The organism is Rothia similimucilaginosa (assembly GCF_029850985.2).
GTDB lineage: Bacteria > Actinomycetota > Actinomycetes > Actinomycetales > Micrococcaceae > Rothia.
In genome coordinates this window covers 1,175,763-1,194,316 of record NZ_CM138149.1, presented here as the reverse complement: position 1 = coordinate 1,194,316, position 18,554 = coordinate 1,175,763, and the positions used below count along the sequence as shown (strand labels likewise).

Genomic DNA, 18,554 nt, shown 5'->3' with positions numbered 1-18,554 from the left:
GACCGGTCAGCCGCCGGAACGGAAAAACTTATGCAGCGCTACTTCTTCGCCATTTCCTCCGCGACCTGAGCATCAGCAAGGTTCTGCTGTTGCAACACCTCGTTCGTGGTCTTATGCAGACGCGGAACGGAGGTGCCGGTACCACTCCATGCGGGGCGGTCCGGGTCGAGGAAGGAGGTACGAACCGGCAGGGTTGCATCCGCAATTATCTGCTTACGGGTCTGCTCGGTGCGGCGCTTACGCTCATTCGACACGCCACCCCACTTCGCCGCGAAACGATCCATCTTCACGTTCACCGATTCATCAGCGGTGGATGCGTGAATATGCTTCGGATCGTTCTGGAAGTTCGCGGGGGAACGCATGAGCTTCACAGCCAGCGGGTAGGTCAGCGACAGGCAGACCACAACGACCGCACCCTCCACCAGAAGCTCCAGCGGGGAGTGCCAGACGATGGCGGCACCAATGAGGGTGACCACACCTAGCAGTGACACTGCCACTGCCAGTCCGCGGTGGAAACGGCCCGACTCGGAGTAGGGCCATTCGTCCACTTCGCGGGTGAGCTCGCGGCCGTTCGCCGAGACGGTGCAGGTGTCCTTGATAGGGCAGGTGTTGCACACGCTGGGCTTGGCGCGGTAACGCATCACTCGGTTATCCGAGTCGAATGCGGTCGCCCATAGCCACTGGTCTTCGGGGCAGAGCCACGCGTCGCTCTCTTCGTGGTAGGTGAACCCGAAAGTTCGCGCCGCCACGAAACGCTGACTGGTGCGCTTAGCGAGAATATCGAAGCCCCAACCCACGGCGACCAGACCGAGCGCATACACGCAGGCCAGCCACACGAAGAAAGAAACTCCAGCAATCTGCTCAGGCATGATTAGCCTCGACGATCGCTACGGTAGGGGCTGGTCTGCTCGGGTAGCTCCTCGGCAGCCTGAGCACCGGCGAACTCTGCAATGCGAGCGTCCTCAACCTCTTCATACAGCGGCGGCTCGGGCAGCTCCAGAACGGTTTCCTTAGCGTTCTTGGAGAAAATCTCCTTGATACCCAGCAGTGCCAGCTTGATCAGCGGGATGATGCCAACCAGGAAGATGACGTCGCCGGGCATACGCATCCAACCCATCACGGCGGAGGCGCCGTCGTGAATGAACGCGAAGGAACGAGCCTCGTAGTAGCCCTCACCCACGGACTTGTACAGCTGAGCAATACCCAGCGGCAGCAGCGAGATGAAGGACATCCACAGCAGACCAATATTCAGAGTCCAGAAGGAGAACTTCAGGCTCTTCTCCGGCCACTTGTTCTCCGGGAGCAGGTAGCGCAGACCGAACACCGCGAAGGCAATCGCTAGCATACCGTACACACCCATCATGGAGGCGTGTGCGTGGTTTGCGGTCAGTGCCGTACCAATCTCGAAGTAGGACACGATCGGCAGGTTGATGAGGAAGCCGAACACACCTGCGCCGAGGAAGTTCCAGAAGCCCACAGCAATTAGGAACATGACAGCCCAACGGTGCGGGAAAGGCTTGGTGCGATTGGAGTACTGGCGAGCACCCAGCTGCATGAAGCCCCATGCCTCAACGGTCAGGAAGGTCAGCGGGATAACCTCAGCTGCGGAGAAGAACGCACCAAATGCCATCTGTTCGGAGGGGGTACCGACGAAGTAGGTGTGGTGCAGGGTACCGACCACGCCACCGACGGAGTAGAGCACAGCGTCCATCATGATGATGGAGATGGCGATGCGCTCGCGGACTACGCCGAGCAGCACGAAGATGTATGCCACCATGACGGTGGTGAACAGTTCGAGGAAGTCCTCCACCCAGAGGTGAACCACCCAGAATCGCCAGAATTCGGCGACGGTCACGTGGGTACGCTGACCTGCGAGCAGGCCGACTGCGTAGAACATGGGGATGGCCAGGCCGGAGAAGAGGAACAGCCACGGCAGGGAGGTCTTCTTCGAGTCCTTCAGACGAGCGGAGAGGGTACGCCAGACGATGACAATCCAGATGAACATACCTGCGGTGAGCAGAATCTGGAAGAATCGCGGCAGGTCCAGGAACTCCCACTGCTGCGAGAAGAAGCCGGTGAGGTCCTTGGGGATCAGGCCCTTCTGCGAGAACCATTCGTTCAGCAGCGAGCCGAGGACCACGAAGACCACGGCGCCGATGAGAACGTAGGTGAGCAGACCCTGCTTCTTGGGTTCGCGGCGGGTAATCAGCGGGGCGATGAAGATACCGCCTGCCAGGAACGCGCCTGCGGTCCAGAAGAGGGAGAGCTGAAGGTGCCAGGTTCGAGATACCGTGTAGGGCAACAGCTGACCCATGTCGATACCGAAGAATCCGGTGAGTTCTTCACGGTAGTGCTCGGTGAGTGCACCCACCAGAGCCTGCAGTAGGAAGAGCACCAGAATCGTTGCGAAGAGCAGGCAGGCTGCCTTCTGCGAGGGGGTTAGGCGAACTTCGTCGGGCTGACGGAAGTCGAGGACGGGTGCCTCTTCCGCGTGCCAGCCGATAGCGCGGGACCAGCGGCCGTAGATGGCGAACATGAGACCGGTACCACCGATGAGGGCAATCAGGGAGAGTGCCGACCAGACCATCAGATCCGCGGTGGGCTTGTTGTCCACGTTGGGTTCGGAAGGCCAGTTGTTGGTGTAGGAGTAGGGCTGGTCGGGGCGGTCTGCCGCCGATGCCCATGCGGTCCAGCCGAAGAATGCGACGATGTCGTGCAGTTCTTCTTCGTTCTTAATGGCGTTGGGGAACAGGCCCTGCGAGGTGTCACCCTTCATGAGGGTTTCGCGGTAGTGCTTGAGCATGAGCTGGTAGCCCTTGGTCTGACCAGCGGACCAGGTGATGGTCTTGGTGTGCTCGTCGTACTTGTTCTCCTTGCGCCATTCGTTCTTGACGAGTTCGCGGGGGTCCTGCTTGCCCTGTTCGCGGTACTCCTTGACGGCGGCATCGGTGGTCAGGCGCAGGTATTCTGCAGTGTAGTCGGGGCCGAGGTAGGCGCCGTGGCCGAGCACGGATCCGTACTGCTGCAAGCCGCGTCCCTGGAACAGCTCCTGACCGTGCAGAATCTGTTCTTGGGTTGCGATGGTTTTGCCGTCGTTACCGACGATTTTGTCGGGTAGCGGCATGGAGAGTGCGTAGGTGCGCATTGCAAGGACTGCCATGATGGTGAAGCCCAGGAGCATCACAAACGCAACAGCCTGTACCCAGCCTTTTCCGGCATAGGCACCGACCGTGTCTGAGCGGCGGGCAATCTTTGCTGCCTGCGCACGCGAGACGGGTTTTGTAGCCATAGTGTATGTCTCCAGTGTGCGTGGATTGTGTAGGTGGAGTGGTTCCGACGCACATCCGCTGGAGGGGCGGCTCACTATGTTCAGGGTGAATCGTCCTTGAGGGAGGTGCGACAGCCCACCCTGCTCCTATTTTTGCATATTAAATGCGTATTTAAGAAACTTTACTGACGCTTCGTCGCAATGTGACGCGGCTACCTTGCTGGAAAATCTGCAATCACACGACGAAAAACCTGAAATATTACGTTGAGGTTGAATCCTTGGCGGGAGGCGCATCCCAGCATGTGGAAGGGAGGTGCGGCACCCCTCACGTTCCTACACTCGGGTGTGGAATAATAAAACCCGATACTACTAAACACAGTACAAATTTTTTCAGTATAGATTCTGTGCACCCACACGGTGCATCATCAGAAGGGGTCATTCACCCCGCATCCACGGCGGACCGCCGCCACAGCCCGCAATCTATCGGCACCTCAGGAGAGTTCACGTGCTTCTCTACAGATCCACCCAGAAAGCAATCACCGGAATCCTGCGCACCGTCTTCCGCGCCCGCGTGACCGGACTCGAAAACTTCCCCGCCACCGGCCCGGTGATTGTCGCCTCCAACCATCTGTCCTTCCTGGACTCCATCATTATTTCCGCCATGATGCCGCGCCGCGTAGCGTTCCTAGCTAAGGCTGAGTACGTGAACACCCCCGGTCCGCGCGGCAAGATGATGAAGGCATTCTTCGAAGCCGTGGACATCATTCCCGTGAACCGCTCCGACCGTTCCGAATCGCTCAAGGCGCTCGATATTGCCCTGAAGAAGCTACAGGAGGGTAAGGTCTTCGGCATTTACCCAGAAGGCACCCGCTCCCGTGACGGCTACCTGTACCGCGGCAAGATTGGTGTGGCGTGGCTGGCGCACATGACCGGCGCGCCCGTGGTACCGGTCGGTCTGATCGGTACCGACCGCCTGCAGAAGCCCGGGTCGAACATGATTTACCCGCGCCGCTTCACGATTCGTGTGGGCAAGCCGCTCTACTTTGAGAAGATCGGCGAGAAGATGACCGGCAAACAGCGCCGCGTCACCACCGACACGATCATGGATGAGATTGCTCAGCTGTCCGGCCAGGCGCGAAAGCACGAATATAACGTTTCGCCCTCAGCCGCACGTGACGCAGGTTAGGGCACACGCCGCCTATACCGCGTAGACTTAAACCGCGCATTCACGCACCGACCCCGCGCTTTGGGGGAGAGTGGTGCAGGATGCGCGGTTTGTCGTATGCGCGAGCCTGAGGTGACCCTGGCAGCCCCGTAGAGACCCCCACCGCAGAGACCTCGCACCGACCCCGTAGAGAACCACCATAAAGCCCAGTAGAGCTAGGAGAAAGTACCCATGGCAGAGCCTTCCAGCTACCGCCCCGCCCCCGGCGAAATCCCCACCGACCCGGGCGTTTACCGTTTCCGCGATACCGACGGCCGCGTCATCTACGTGGGTAAGGCAAAGAACCTGCGCAACCGCCTCAACAGCTATTTTGCGTCCCCACAGACACTGAGCCCGAAGACTTATGCGATGGTGCATACGGCGGCGAGTGTGGAGTGGACCGTGGTGGCGAGCGAGATGGAATCGCTGCAGCTCGAATACACCTGGATTAAGGAGTTTTCGCCGCGGTTCAATATTGCGTTCCGTGATGATAAGTCATACCCGTACCTGGCAATTACGGTCAATGACGTGTACCCGCGCGCGATGGTCACTCGCGGTGAGCGACGTAAGGGCGTGCGCTATTTTGGCCCGTATTCGCAGGCTTGGGCGATTCGTGAAACCCTGGATGCGCTGCTGCGCGTGTTCCCGGTGCGTACCTGCACGAATGGTGTGTTTAACCGAGCGAAGAATAGTGGCAGGCCCTGCCTGCTCGGCTATATCGATAAGTGTGCGGCGCCGTGCGTGGGCAAGATTAGCGCCGAGGAGCATCGCGAGTTGGCGCGCGGGCTGACCCGGTTTATGGGTGGTGGTGCTGAGAAGCATATCGCCCAGCTGACTGCTGAGATGAAAGCCGCCGCAGCTGATATGGACTTTGAGCGCGCCGCGATTCTTCGTGACGATATTGCCGCGTTGACTAAGGCGTTTGAGCGTAATGCCGTGGTGCTCGGCGCGACCGTGGATGCCGACCTGTTCGCCTACGCTGAGGACGACCTGGAGGCGTCCGTTCAGGTGTTCTTTGTGCGTGGCGGCAGGATTCGCGGCCAGCGCGGCTGGATTGTGGAGAAGGTCAACGACAGCACCGACGCGCAGCTCATCGAACAGCTGATTGCGCAGGTGTACAGCGATATTGCGGCGAGTCTCGCCTCCCAGAAGGACGCCGAGAAGAGCCTGAACAGCTACGATATTCCGCGTTCCGTGCTGGTGCCGGTGGAGCCCGAGAATAAGGAGCAGCTGGCATTCTGGCTGGCGGAGGTGCGCGGCGGCCCCGTGGAAATTAGCGTCCCGCAGCGCGGCGACAAGGCAGAACTCATGAAGACGGTTGCCGAGAATGCGCGCCAGTCGCTGACCCTGCACAAGAGCCGCCGTGCCGGTGATTTGACCACTCGCAGCGCCTCCCTCGTGGAGCTGCAGGAAGCGCTGGAATTGCCTGATCCGCTACTACGCATCGAGTGCTACGACATTTCGCATGTGCAGGGTACGAACGTGGTCGCCTCCATGGTCGTCTTTGAGGATGGCATGCCCGCGAAGAACGCCTACCGCACCTACAGTATTACCGGCGACGCCGCGCGTGACGATACCGCCAGCATGTACGACGTCATTACGCGCCGTTTCAAGAGGCACCTGGCGCAGCAGGCAGAACGCGAAGCCGCGCCCGTGCACTCCGGTGAGATTGATGCCTCCACCCCCGAGCCTGCGAAGTTCGCCTACCCGCCGAACCTGGTGCTCGTGGACGGCGGTCCGCCTCAGGTGGCTGCCGCCTCCGCCGCGCTGAGCGACCTAGGCATTACGGATGTGTACGTTGCCGGCATCGCTAAGCGCCTGGAGGAACTGTGGCTGCCGGACGACGACTACCCGGTCGTCCTGCCGCGCACTTCGCAGGCACTGTACCTGGTGCAGCGCATCCGCGATGAGGCGCACCGTTTCGCTATCACCTTCCACCGTTCTAAGCGCGGTAAGGCGATGGTCGCCTCCGCCCTGGACGAGGTGCCCGGTCTGGGCGAGGTGAAGCGTGCCGCGCTGATTAAGCACTTCGGGTCGGTGGCTCAGATAAGGCAGGCGAGCGCCGAGGAGCTGACGGCGGTGCCGGGTATTGGTCCGGCGATGGCTCAGAAGATTTTGGCGGCGTTGAGCTAGCTTCGCTGATAATGCCGGTTGAGAAGCTGACTGGCTACTATGCACCCGCCTCGTAATAGCTCTTAACAAACGTGTCATAATTGAAGGAAACCGTCATCATTACGAGCGCGCTATCTTCGCGCGCCCTCAACCAGTAGAGTGGAAACCGTGAGTACTAACCATCTGCGCCTATTCACCAGCGAGTCGGTGACTGAAGGCCACCCCGATAAGATTTGTGACCAGATTTCTGACGCCATCCTTGACGGCATCATCGCCCAGGACCCCGTAGCGAACGTTGCTGTGGAGACCATGGTAACCACCGGGCAGGTGCATGTTGCCGGTGAGGTGACCACCTCCAGCTACGTCGAAATCCCCTCCATCGTGCGCGAGACCATTCTGGGTATCGGCTACGATTCCTCTACCCGCGGCTTCGACGGTGAGTTCTGCGGCGTGTCCGTGTCCATTGGTGAGCAGTCCCCGGACATCAACGCCGGCGTGTACGAGTCCCTGGAGGTTCGTCAGGGCATCGCTGCTGACGAGTACGACCGCCAGGGCGCGGGCGACCAGGGCATCATGTTCGGTTACGCGTCCAACGAGACCAACGTGCTGATGCCCGCCCCGATTTGGCTGGCGCACCGCCTCTCTGAGCGTCTGACCAAGGTCCGTAAGGACGGCCTGCTGACTGAGTTGCGCCCCGACGGCAAGACTCAGGTGACCCTCGGCTACGATTCGAACAACAAACCCGTCTCCGTGGACACCGTGGTTGTTTCGAGCCAGCACACTGCAAGCTACGACCTGGCTGACCTGCGTGCAGACATTGAGAAGCACGTGATTGCACCGGTTCTGGGCGGCGTCGAGCTGGATTCCTCCAACGCTAAGTTCATTGTGAACCCCGCTGGCCGTTTCGTTCAGGGTGGTCCCGTGGGTGACGCCGGTCTGACCGGCCGCAAGATTATTGTGGACACCTACGGCGGTTCGGCTCGTCACGGTGGTGGCGCGTTCTCCGGTAAGGACCCGTCGAAGGTGGACCGTTCCGCAGCGTACGCAATGCGTTGGGTTGCGAAGAACATTGTGGGCGCCGGTCTTGCCGACCGCGCCGAGGTTCAGGTTGCGTACGCTATCGGCCAGGCAGCGCCGGTCGGTCTGTACGTTGAAACCTTCGGCACCGAGAAGGTCGACCCGATTAAGATTGAGAAGGCTGTGCGTGAGGTCTTCGACCTGCGCCCGCTGGCAATCATTAACGAACTGGATCTGCGCCGCCCGATCTACAAGAAGACCGCAGCTCACGGCCACTTCGGTCGTACCGAGCCGGAATTTACCTGGGAGCGCCTGAACCGCGTGGATGCGCTGCGTTCGGCAGTGTCCTCCTCCTAATATCTGTCAGGGTAGAGGAGCACGCTGATTCGGGTGACTCAGAGCAGTTCTGAATCGAACTCTTCGGCACCGTTGGGTGCCCAGCAGGAATCCCTGCAACAGCTTGACCTGTTGCAGGGATTTCCTGCTCTTCGTGATGCCCTGATTCCGGCTGCCCCGGAGCCGGTGAATGTTGCCGCTGAGCTGGAGGCGAGCGGTGTGCAGAACCCTGTGGCGCGTGTGCGCGTGGATAGCACCCTGCCGCAGGTGGACCGCACGTTTGATTACCGCGTGCCCGCTGAGCTGAGTGAGGATGCGGTGCCCGGCGCCCGCGTGCGTGTGCTGTTCAACGGTCATGAGCTGACCGGTTACATTGAGGAGCGCGCCGCCACGACCGATTGGACGCGCACCTCGCTGCTGCCGCTCAAGTCGGCGCTGTCGCGTGTGCCGTCTGTTGCGCCCGAAATTTTTGCGCTTGCCGAGGCGCTTGCCGACCGTTACGCCTCCACGGTGGCGAATGTTTTGCGTCTGGCGGTGCCGCCGCGTATTGCCGCTCTAGATAAGAAGTACGCGCCTCTTCTGCCGGGTTACGAGTCGGCATATTTGGGTGATTCTGCCCGGGTAAGTACTTCCAATATCCCTGAGAGCAGCCCGGCAAACATCTCCGAGAGCAACCCCAAAAGTGTGGGGGAGAAGCCGCAGGAAAACACCCCCGAGAACGCGGCTCTCGAGGTTGCGGAATCTGAGCACACGGCTCCCGAGTCTTCTGCCGCCTCCGCCACTGCCTCCACTCATACTGACACGTATGCCTGGCTTGCCACCCCCGGCGCACCCGCGCCCTTCGTACTGGACCCGCCGGCGCTGAACCTGGACGTGCCCGATGCCGCCTCCGTCTTCTCCGATTATGAGAACGGTGCGGAGTTCATTGAGGATGTTGCCGCCGGTGCCGCGACCCGCGCCGTGATGACGGTTCTTCCCGGCCACCTGGAGCACACCTGGGCGGATGTTTTGGCGACCGCACTCGCAACCGCTGCTACGAGTGGTCGCGGCGCTATTGCTGTGGTTCCGACCGCTAAGAACCTGGATCTTCTGGAGGCGGCGCTCGCCGAACGCCTACCGGCTAACGCGTTTGTGCGTTTGAGTTCTGATTCGACTCCGCATACTCGCTATCACGGGTTTGTGAAGGCACGTTTGGGGCAGGTTCCGGTGGTGATTGGTACCCGCGCGGCAGCTTACGCGCCGGTGGCGAACCTGGGCCTGGTGGTGTGCTGGGATGACGGCGATTCCTCGCTGGTGGAGCAGCGCGCCCCGTATTGTCATGCCCGTGATGTGTTGCTTCTGCGTGCTTCTGCTGAGAATACTGCGGCGCTGTTTGCCGGGTTCAGCATGAGTAGTGAAGCGGCGCGTTTGGTGCGTACCCGCTGGGCGTCTCATGTACGTGCGCCGCGTGCGCTGGTGCGTGATTATTCGCCGCGTATTTTTTCGACGGGGTCGGAGTTTGAGTTGGCACGTGACCCGTTGGCGGCGATGGCGCGTATTCCTCACCTGGCGTTTGAGCATGCTCGTCGGGCGTTGGCGCGTGGCCCGGTGTTGGTGCAGGTGGCGCGTAGCGGTTATATTCCGTCGTTTTCGTGCGAGCGTTGCCGCATGCCGGCGCGTTGTGGCGAGTGTAGCGGGCCTTTGTCGGTGGCTTCGGGTTCGTCAGTTCCGTCGTGTTCGTGGTGCGGTCATTTGGCGCAGCAGTGGCGTTGTTCTGAGTGCGGTTTTACGCATTGGCGTTATTCGGCGGCGGGTGCGACTCGTACTGCTGAGGAGCTGGGTCGTGCCTTTCCGAATGTTCCGGTGATTTCTTCGGCGGGTGACCATGTGCGGGCGTCGGTTGGTCCTGAGCCTGCGTTGGTGGTGGCGACTCCGGGTGCTGAGCCGGTGGCTTTTGGTGGCTATGCGGCGGCGCTTTTGTTGGATGCCGATAAGATGCTTCGTTTTGATTCGTTGCGTGCCCCGGAGGCGGCGTTGCGTCGCTGGTTGAATGCGGCGGCGTTGGTTCGTCCGGTGGCTCTTGAGGGCACGGTGGTGACGACTGCTTCGCCGTCGCCGGTGGAGCAGGCGCTGGTGCGTTGGGACCCGGCGTGGTTTGCTCGCCGGGAGCTGGAGGAGCGCTCTCAGACAGGCCTGCCTCCGGCGGTTCGTACGGCTGCGGTGACCGGTGCGGAAGCGGATGTTCGCGCCTTCATTGAGGAGTTCTTGGGCTCTTCTACGCTGGAGGAGCGGGTTCGTGAGCAGTTGCGTATTGTGGGTCCGGTTCCTCTGAATCAGGGGTATTTTGCCTGGTCGGAGTCTCTTGAAGAAGATTCTGAGGAGGCGCCGGTTCAGGGCGATTGGCGTACCCTGATGTTCTTCTCGTACGGCATTGCCCAGCAGGTGACCCGCGAATTGCGTGCTACGCGTGCAACGATTGCGGCGTTGAAGAAGAACGTGGGGGAGCGGCCGGTTCAGATTCGATGTGACGGCCTGGACGTGCTGTGATTTTCTAGTCGTGCTGTAGTGTTCTAGTGAGGGGTGATTTTTGCCCCCAAAGAGACGCACCGGGCAGCACCGATATGTGTGCTGTGAGTGTTAAGTAGGCGGGTTTGCGGGCGCGTTGTGCGCAGAGGCGAGGAGGTGAGAGGCATGCCGAAGATGCCTCATCTGCTGAAGGGTAGTGCGCTGCCTGCCGGTGAGCATCGTCGGCTGGCTGAGTATGCTTCTGCACATCCGAAGAGTGTCCTGCACCGCAAAGGTAAGCACCATGATGCGGCGGTGCTGCTGATTCACGGTATTGGCTACCAGAATCATGGTGAGACGCTCGCGTATTTTGGCAAGCCGGTAGCGCATAGTGTGCAGACTCTGTTGGCGCTGAACACGGGTGCGGATTCTGTTGCGCTCTCTGAAGAGAATCCCTCCGAGGAGGATTCTGCACGGGTTCGTGTTGAGGTGATTCCTGACGGCGATACCCTCCCGCCTGCCGCTGAGGTGAACCCGCTGAGCCACCATAGCGAGCTGACGTATTCGTTGACGATTGAGCGCACAGAATACCCCGCCGCCCCGGTCGAAGAAAGCCCGCAGGTTGAAGAGAACTCCCCGCAGGAAGAACCCGCCGAAGCCTCCGAGCCCAAAGAATCTATAAGAATCTGTCTGCCGAAAGTTGAACTTCCGAAGGTTGAGCTGCCCAAGGTGGAACTTCCGAAGATAGACCTACCCAAGGTGGAACTGCCTAAAGTAGAGCTCCCGAACATCGATTTCCCGAATATCGAGCTGCCTAATCTTGAGCTTCCGCGCCTGCCTCAGCCGAAACCGCGCCCGGTTCGCACGGTCACTCGCCGCAGCCTTCTTTTTCAGGAGGGCTTCTGGCGGCCCAAGCATTACCGCCCGTTGAAGGAGCATTTGCCCTGGTTGGCGACGGTTTTGCCGCTGTTTTTGATGTTCTGCTTCTACTATGAGCGCCCCGGCGTAACCTGGCGTGAGCGTGCCGGGCACCTGCTGCGTTCTATGGCGCGGTTTGTGAACGTGGCGCTGTGGCTGGTGCTGGCGGCTATGGTGCTCATGACATTCCGTGATGCTTTTGTGGCGTCTCTGGGTACTCCGCAGGGTGCATTTACGGGTCTTGCGGCAGTGCTCGGCCTGGGTATTGTGGGCTGGGTTTTGGCTCGTCGTGCCCGTGAGCTGTGGGCGCTGGTGAAGGCTATTCCGACGCAGCTGATTCAGACGGCGACCAGCCCGGAGTCGCGCGATTTGGAGCGTATTTATGCGCGTCTGGATCGTCAGCTGGACGATTTGAGTTCCCGTAGCGATGCGGTGGGCATTATTGCCCATTCGCAGGGCGGCTATTTGAGCTATGAGCTTCTGCGTCGTCGTGCGGCGGCGGGTAAGAAGCCGACTCGTTTCTTCTACGGCCTGGGTAGTGGCGTGGTCCCGATTAGCATTATCGCTAGTGACCGCAACGACATTCCGGGGCACCTGGATGCTGCGGGCGGCTACCGTAACCGCGCCATGCTGCTGTGGGTGAGCGCGGTCGCGGCGTTCTCCTGGCTGGTGGAGGCATCCCTGCTGTTTGGTCCGTACCGTTCGCTGTTGCACTATGCAATGCTGGTGCCCCTGGCGTTGAGTGTGGTGCCGCTGGTTGTGAGCGTGCCGGGTACCTTCAAGGGTAGGGCGCGTATTGGCCGCAAGAGTGCCCGGGAAAGCACCCCCGAAACTCCCTCCGCAAAGAGTCCGGCTGATATGCGTCTGGCGGATGCGCGCCTGGTCAACCCCTACGGCACGCGCGCCTACGTGAAGTGGCTGATTCCGCTGCTCTTCGTGCACGGCGTTTTCATGCTGTACGCAGTGTTCATGCTGCTGCTGGCTCAGTTGCGTGTTGAGGGCGCGGTCCCTGAGCTGACCGCTGCCTCCGTGGCGTTTTGGGGCGCGCTGATTCTGGTGCTTATGATGTCGGTGCGTAGCGCCTGCCACCTGTATGTGCGCGCCTACGCGCCGATGCTGCAGGACCTTGATGTGGCTGACCGGTGTGAGATTTCCGCTCGTGGTGACAGTATTGGCAGGTCGAATATTACTCAGCCCGCCGGTGTGGATGTCAGCTTTGTGACCCTGCCGGGCCCGTCGGTGAATAGTCACATGCAGTATTTTGATGCGTGCTCGCCGGTGCCGTTGATGCTTGCGCACCGTCTTGTGCCGCACATGATGCCGGCGGGTGAGCAGGCGCAGAAAGCGGCGGCTTTCACCGATATTGGTACGGAACTGAACCACGGTTTTGCGCGCGTGAAGAAGCTGATGCGCACCATGCATTACGGGCTGTATGCGGTGCTTCTGCTGATGCTGTCGGTGCTGCTGAATGTGGCGTCGCCGGTGAGCCTGTCCGCGTTGACGGGGCTTGATACGTCGCGTCTGCATTCGGAGGGCTTTGACCGTCTGGTGGCGGATGCTCAGCAGCTGCGTGAGCAGGCGGGTTCTTCGGATCTGCTGCTGTGGATTCTGGTCGGCATTTTTGTGGTGGAGGCACTGCTGATGATGGTGCTTTCGCCGTTGACTCAGCGGCGTTTGCAGCGTGCATTCATGATGCGCAAGGTGGACCGCACAGGTCAGCTGAGTGAGTTCAATCCTTTGCCGATGGTGACGGCTCTTCTGGGTCTTGATGGTGAGGATGAAGACGCTGAGGATGCAGAGGAACATAACCTCGCAGGGGAGAAAAAGCAGGAGAGTAAAGCAGGGCAGAGCGCTGTAGTTTAGGGTGCTCCTAAGGAAAGGTACTCACCGATGAGCTTTACCAATATTGCCTATGATTACGAGCCGGAATTTGGCGATTCGGCACCGAGCCGCGACAACGGCATTACTCACCCGGACCCTGTTCTGCTGTCCTCGATGACGAAGGCTCAGCGTGGCGCGGTGTGCCGTTACCTGGCTCGTTTTGTTGAGCTGGATGACGCGAAGATTTTCTACGCGTACGGTCATGCGGATGAGCTGGCTGCGAAGGAAGCAGCTCGTACTGGTAGCTTTGCTACGGTCTAAGGATGCCTGCTCCGGTGTGATGCGGTGAGGCTGCACCTTCCGGATGCGCCCTCAGGGTGCCCGAGCTCTGCGAGGGCGGGTTCCCTGCCTAGGCGCGGAGGAAGTGTGCAGCGAACCGCCGCTGCACATCGTTTGCTGTACGCCGCATATGCCACCCGGTGCCCACGAATTGAATATGAGAATGCCGCCGCACCCTCCCGAGTTTCGGGGGAGTGCGGCGGCATTTCTGTTTGTGTTGCAGTGGCAGAGCTGGTTCTTTCGGTCTTTAAACGTGTGTTGATAAGGGGCTATGCCCTTGTGTGAATATAATAAGTGAGGCTGACCATAGGAGGTCGGTGCCATTGTATGACGACACGTGTACATCTAGTTTCAAGGAGGAAGACTATGACAGAAGAGTTGTCACAGGATTTATCAAGGCCCCAGGAGACATCGCAAGATTCCGATGTTAGTTTTGAGGGACAAATATCTAACCCGACAGGGGAAAATACTGCAGTACAGAACAATCAAAAATCTCAAGCGGTAACTAAACAAAACAATCAGAATAATAAAAAATATGATTTAGGCGTCCTTTTCGTACATGGAATTGGTGATCAGAAAAAAGGTGAAACATTTAAAGCGATATATCCATCAATCAGAGATGAATTTAATTCTAATGGGCGTTTTAAATATAGAGAACTTTCTAAACTCTCAGATGAATCAGTTGGAGTAATCGGTGAAATATCTGATGGAAATGCGATTAAGAATGTAATTTTCCGAGAGTCAAATTGGAATAAAAGATATTCAAATCCGGCAAGGGTAAAGGGTAAAAGAACACGTTTTTCTGAGGTGAAAGAATGGGTTTTAAATGCCATAAACTGCTTTTTTCTAATCCTGTATTTTTGTGGAATGAGAATTGTTTCATCTAGGATTCACAATATTATATTTTCTTGAGTGCCGTTTTCCTGTTCTTGTTTTTGGGGAATAAACTAATTTTTATTTTTTCAAATTTTCAAAAAATTACCCCAGAAGACGGATTTGCTCTTTATCTCAGTGCGGCACTATTGTTTGCACCAATATTTCTATTTTTTACTGTATGGTCAAAATGGGATAAATGGTTGGAACGTAAAAAATGGGTTTTAATTTTCGCGTTTATAATTGTTACTCTGGGATTTGTAGTGCGCAATGTGGAAATCTTATGGAAGGTAGCTGCAGGGGTGTCAATCGTAATCCTAGGTATAATTGTTTCACTCATTATTCTTTTTCCTTTCCTGGGGTGGGAAAGAATTAAGCCTCTGGTTGCGCCAATGTGGGAGCAGGTTAACAATTCAGCTGATTATATTAGGACAGGGTCTGAATTTAAATATTTACAGGCTGTGGAATTAGGCATTAAAAACTTAATGAAGGAGAGTGATAGGGTTATTATTGTTGCTCATTCTATGGGTGAATATCTTACGTACAGATCTCTTAAACGGACTGTCGCAAACATGAACTGCAAGGAAGTCCAGCTTATTGGGGTTGGTGGAGGTCTTGGGCTTGTCTCTCTCATGGGTTCTCTTAGAGCAAGTGATAGAAAAGGCGAGTATTCGATCGCAAAGTCAATATTTCTTTCCTTTGGAGCGGCATTTCAGGTATTTATTATTTGGAGTGGATTCACTATATCTGTTCTAGGTCTAGTACTTGACCTTTATAGGTCTCTACCTCTGCTTGCTGGAAGTGAAACACTTGATTCTTATATTGGGTCAAATATTCGAAATCCTTATATTCCATTTGAAACACCGAGTCGGGTTTTTAATATAATTTTTCACGGTGTATTTTTTATTATATTTCTTGCTATCGGATTTTTTATAGAGAAAGTTATTAGCATTGATGTTATTGGTGATAGTAGGCTAAAATTCTTTAAATACTCTCATTTTTTGGACCCGGTAGGAAATTCTGCTGGATTTTACTATGGAAACAGGGCAGATAAGGCAATTACTCCTAACAGTTCGTTTGCCCATTCAATCCGGAGCTATTTTACAGCTGGTGAAATTGGTGTAAAGTCCATGGCTCGGCATGTATCAAAGTATATCTATATGAGGAGGAGGGTTGTTCAACATATATTATCAACTGCATACGGGAACCCTGATATTCTGCAGAAAAAAACTCATTCCTTAAAAGATGTGATAATTGAGATTATTTCTTGCTTGATTGCTATGCTCGTCACCGTACTTTCTGGTAACATGGATCTAAAACTATTTCTTGCATTCTTGCCGGTGGTTGCAATATATAATTATCTAATTCTGAGAATATTTTTATGGATTAGGGTGGTTGCTGAAACTACTCGAGATTCATTCCAGAATCCCAGAAATACGGGGCGTGTGTGGGATGTACTCTTTTGGTTGGTAGTATGTATATTAATATTTTTCATGACAGATATTATAGTTCTTTCAGCTGTCGATACTATATTGTCGGTTGGTGTTAAGTGATTTCGGAATGGGAGTTTTTAATTTTCGTTTTAGAATGAAATTTTCCAATCATTAAAGCACGACTAGTAAGAATTGCCGCCGCACCCTCCCGAGCTTCGGGGGAGTGCGGCGGCATTTCTTTGCCCAACGCAGGCTTTAGAGCCCGCGCACGACCTCCAGCAGTTTGAGTGCTGAGTCGCGCCAGGAGTAGCGGCGCACATCCGACAGGCCATCAATAATCACGCGCTCGCGAACGGCGGGATTCTCCAGAGAGCGGATAGCCTTCACCCAGTCGGCGGCGTGTGCCTCCGGGGCACCGTCAACCGGCGCGAACACGGTGTGCGGCGCAATCTCACGGAAAATCGGGATGTCACTAATCACCGCGGGACAGCCGGCAGCCTGCGCCTCAACCACGGGCAGGCCGTAACCTTCCTCGCGGGAGGCAGTCACCAGTGCGTGCGCCTGGCGGAGTAACTGCTGGTACTCCTCATCGCTCACGCCATTGTGCACCTCCACGTTCTCACCGATAAGACGTTCGTCGGTGAGCTGCACCAGACGCTGCGGCGGCATCTTTGACAGCAGGTGCAGGCGGTAATCCGGTAGCGAGCGCATCGCCAACAGTAGAGTTTCTACGTTCTTGTACGGCATAAACGAACCCATGTACACCAGGTGCTTGACGGGCTGCTCTTCACGGGTGATGACACGTTCCAGCGCGGTCTGACGGGAGACCACGCTGCCGGGCTGTGGGGCGTTGGGCACCACGAATAGCGGCTTAGTGGTCAGCTCGTGCTCACGAATCAGCGCGGCGGTCGACTCAGAAACCGTCACGACCGCGTCGCCGTGGTTGAGCAGGAAGCGCTGCGGGGTGTAGGTCTTGTGGAAGAGTCTCCAGCCCACGCGCACCGGTGCGGGCAGGAACCCGGGCGGGGTCGGGTGCGAGTAGTAGATCAAATCGTGCAGGGTGAGGATCAGCTTGAATTTGCGTCCGGCGGAGCCGATGGTCTGCATGGGGGAGAACACCACGTCCGGGGCGTACTTGTTCAACTGTAGTGAGGCGGTCGGTTCGAGCGGGCCGGTGGGCGAGCAGATTTTCACGTGCGGCAAATCCGGTAGCATCTCCAGCTGACGCTCGTCGCTAATAATCATGGTCAGGTCGAGGTCGGCGGCGGCTTCGTCACCGGTGTCGATAAGGGTTTTGAGCGCGCCCAACAGGGAGGCGGTGTAGCGGCTGATGCCGTCGTGGAAGCCGATACGGGTGTATCGGGCGTCAACCATGAGTTTCATGATGGTTCCTTCTGTTCGTTCCCTTAGTGTTCGGCGGCGAAATCGGCGATGAGTTCCGCGGCGCGGCGAGGAGTTTCGTAGTGGATGAGGTGCCCGACTTCGGGAATCATGTCCAGGCGCTCGCGGGCGCCGGACGAAGAGGCGGGCAGGTCGCGGGAGGTCAGCGTCGCGTACATGGCGCGAGCTGTTTCGGGGGTACCCAGGTCGTCGTCTTCGGCGACAAGCATCTGAACCGGTACCCGGATTGCGGCGGCGTATTCGGCTGCGGTGTGCGTAATGGACGCTTCGTAGGCGCTGAGCACTCCGCGGCGGGAACCGAAGGAACCGAAGTAGGCGGCGTGCTGGCCGTTGATGAAGCGGCGCATTGCCTTGTCTTTGGTGCGCATCATAACTTCACTGGAGGCGCGGGTAATCAGCTGCGAGCGCAGTAGCGGGTAGCCGATTTTTTCGGGTAGTGCCGCGCCGGCACGGTAGTAGAGGGAGGCGAGGCGGGAGGCGACGCGCTGGCTGCCTTCGAGGGCGGGTTCGCTAATCGGGTTGATGAGCGAGAGTAGCGCGAGCGAGTTCGGGTGTGCGGCGGCGAAGGCGCTGGTGACGATGGAGCCGAAGGAGTGGCCGACCACGTGCAGCGGCAGGGGCTGTGCATCCTTGCGGGCGGGGTTAGTGTGCTCCACAAAGTCGTTTAGCCACGCCACGTACGCGTTGATGTTGTCTTCGCCCTGTGTGTCTGCGCTCTGGCTGTTTTTGTTCGGGGTGCTTTCGGTCAGGTCTGCGGAGCGGCCAAAGCCGGGCAGATCGGGGCTGATGATGCTGACGTTCGGGATGAGCTTCAGCAGGTAGTTCGCGATGATTTCCAGGCCGTGGTGATCGCCGCGGAAGCCGTGTACGAGCAGCACAGGGTAGGAACCTTCGGGGAAGGTGCCGTCGTTCATGCCCTTGCCGTACTGCCAGTAGCGGGTCATGACCGCCTGAGCGCCGTCACCGATGAGGGTGTCGTGGCGGGTGCCTGGAATGAGCGGGCCGGGCACGCCCTCAAGAACTGAGGCGTTGGGTGAGTCCGAGGTAACGGTGGAGGTCATGGGTACCTTTCGTGGGTTGGGTACTGGGATGGCAAAGTCCCGTTCTTAATTCTAGGGGAGAAGCCTGAAAGGGCTCTGAAACCCGCCTGCCGCATCGGTGATTGCGCGGGTTCTCGGGCGGGCGGTGCCGTCCATTTGGTAGTTGAGACAGTCTCAACTCTGGCTCGGTCCGGGTTTCGCGTTACACTTGGAGGGTTAAGTTTTTATCAATCTGTCTTTATTTAAGGAATCGCTGTGTCTGCTCAGGTAGAGACCGAACGCAACGAAAATGCGTACGACTTCCGCGC

General features: G+C 57.7%; 12 protein-coding genes. 8 read left to right on the top strand and 4 right to left on the bottom strand.

The annotated features are described in order from the left end of the window. Positions 1-38: 38 nt before the first annotated feature. Positions 39-869 (bottom strand): transposase, encoded by an 831-nt coding sequence (locus tag QFX07_RS05000; RefSeq protein WP_279740716.1) that lies wholly within the window; start codon positions 867-869, stop codon positions 39-41. 2 nt (positions 870-871) lie between these two features. After that, positions 872-3,289 (bottom strand): nitric-oxide reductase large subunit, encoded by a 2,418-nt coding sequence (locus QFX07_RS04995; protein ID WP_279740718.1) that lies wholly within the window; start codon positions 3,287-3,289, stop codon positions 872-874. Positions 3,290-3,773: 484 nt separating this feature from the next. On the opposite strand from QFX07_RS04995, the gene QFX07_RS04990 reads away from it, so the two are divergent. From QFX07_RS04990 to QFX07_RS04955, 8 genes are all read left to right on the top strand, one after another. Beyond that, complete coding sequence (locus tag QFX07_RS04990; RefSeq protein ID WP_279740719.1) at positions 3,774-4,454, top strand: lysophospholipid acyltransferase family protein; 681 nt, start codon at positions 3,774-3,776, stop codon at positions 4,452-4,454. A 210-nt stretch (positions 4,455-4,664) separates the two neighbouring features. After that, positions 4,665-6,605, top strand: a complete 1,941-nt coding sequence (uvrC, locus tag QFX07_RS04985; protein ID WP_279740720.1) for an excinuclease ABC subunit UvrC — start codon at positions 4,665-4,667, stop codon at positions 6,603-6,605. A 147-nt stretch (positions 6,606-6,752) separates the two neighbouring features. Continuing rightward, a complete protein-coding gene (gene metK, locus QFX07_RS04980; RefSeq protein WP_279740721.1) occupies positions 6,753-7,958 on the top strand; it encodes a methionine adenosyltransferase in 1,206 nt (401 codons plus the stop codon). Between the two features lie 33 nt (positions 7,959-7,991). Continuing rightward, the gene (locus QFX07_RS04975; protein WP_279740722.1) at positions 7,992-10,463 is read left to right on the top strand and encodes a primosomal protein N' family DNA-binding protein; all 2,472 of its coding nucleotides are present in this window, start codon (positions 7,992-7,994) and stop codon (positions 10,461-10,463) included. Positions 10,464-10,607: 144 nt separating this feature from the next. Next, positions 10,608-13,202, top strand: coding sequence for an aconitase (locus tag QFX07_RS04970; protein ID WP_279755032.1), 2,595 nt, complete (start codon positions 10,608-10,610; stop codon positions 13,200-13,202). Positions 13,203-13,229: 27 nt separating this feature from the next. Continuing rightward, the gene (locus QFX07_RS04965; RefSeq protein WP_279755031.1) at positions 13,230-13,481 is read left to right on the top strand and encodes a DNA mismatch repair protein; all 252 of its coding nucleotides are present in this window, start codon (positions 13,230-13,232) and stop codon (positions 13,479-13,481) included. A 384-nt stretch (positions 13,482-13,865) separates the two neighbouring features. After that, on the top strand, positions 13,866-14,411 hold the full coding sequence (locus QFX07_RS04960; protein WP_279755030.1) for a hypothetical protein: 546 nt from the start codon (positions 13,866-13,868) through the stop codon (positions 14,409-14,411). Next, a complete protein-coding gene (locus tag QFX07_RS04955; protein ID WP_279755029.1) occupies positions 14,408-15,925 on the top strand; it encodes a hypothetical protein in 1,518 nt (505 codons plus the stop codon). Before QFX07_RS04960 ends, QFX07_RS04955 begins: the two co-directional genes overlap by 4 nt. A 135-nt stretch (positions 15,926-16,060) precedes the next feature. Here QFX07_RS04955 and QFX07_RS04950 read toward each other — a convergent pair whose 3' ends face one another. Both QFX07_RS04950 and QFX07_RS04945 read right to left on the bottom strand, forming a co-directional pair. Continuing rightward, complete coding sequence (locus QFX07_RS04950; protein ID WP_279755028.1) at positions 16,061-17,188, bottom strand: glycosyltransferase family 4 protein; 1,128 nt, start codon at positions 17,186-17,188, stop codon at positions 16,061-16,063. Between the two features lie 23 nt (positions 17,189-17,211). Further along, positions 17,212-18,267 (bottom strand): alpha/beta fold hydrolase, encoded by a 1,056-nt coding sequence (locus tag QFX07_RS04945; RefSeq protein ID WP_279755027.1) that lies wholly within the window; start codon positions 18,265-18,267, stop codon positions 17,212-17,214. Positions 18,268-18,554 lie beyond the last annotated feature (287 nt).

What these genes read in the sequence shown, in the direction of transcription:
- QFX07_RS05000 (WP_279740716.1), bottom strand. Translation starts at nt 869, where the DNA reads ATGCCTGAGCAGATTGCTGGAGTTTCTTTCTTCGTGTGGCTGGCCTGC.
- QFX07_RS04995 (WP_279740718.1), bottom strand. Translation starts at nt 3,289, where the DNA reads ATGGCTACAAAACCCGTCTCGCGTGCGCAGGCAGCAAAGATTGCCCGC.
- uvrC (WP_279740720.1), top strand. Translation starts at nt 4,665, where the DNA reads ATGGCAGAGCCTTCCAGCTACCGCCCCGCCCCCGGCGAAATCCCCACC.
- QFX07_RS04970 (WP_279755032.1), top strand. Translation starts at nt 10,608, where the DNA reads ATGCCGAAGATGCCTCATCTGCTGAAGGGTAGTGCGCTGCCTGCCGGT.
- QFX07_RS04965 (WP_279755031.1), top strand. Translation starts at nt 13,230, where the DNA reads ATGAGCTTTACCAATATTGCCTATGATTACGAGCCGGAATTTGGCGAT.
- QFX07_RS04960 (WP_279755030.1), top strand. Translation starts at nt 13,866, where the DNA reads ATGACAGAAGAGTTGTCACAGGATTTATCAAGGCCCCAGGAGACATCG.
- QFX07_RS04950 (WP_279755028.1), bottom strand. Translation starts at nt 17,188, where the DNA reads ATGAAACTCATGGTTGACGCCCGATACACCCGTATCGGCTTCCACGAC.
- QFX07_RS04945 (WP_279755027.1), bottom strand. Translation starts at nt 18,267, where the DNA reads ATGACCTCCACCGTTACCTCGGACTCACCCAACGCCTCAGTTCTTGAG.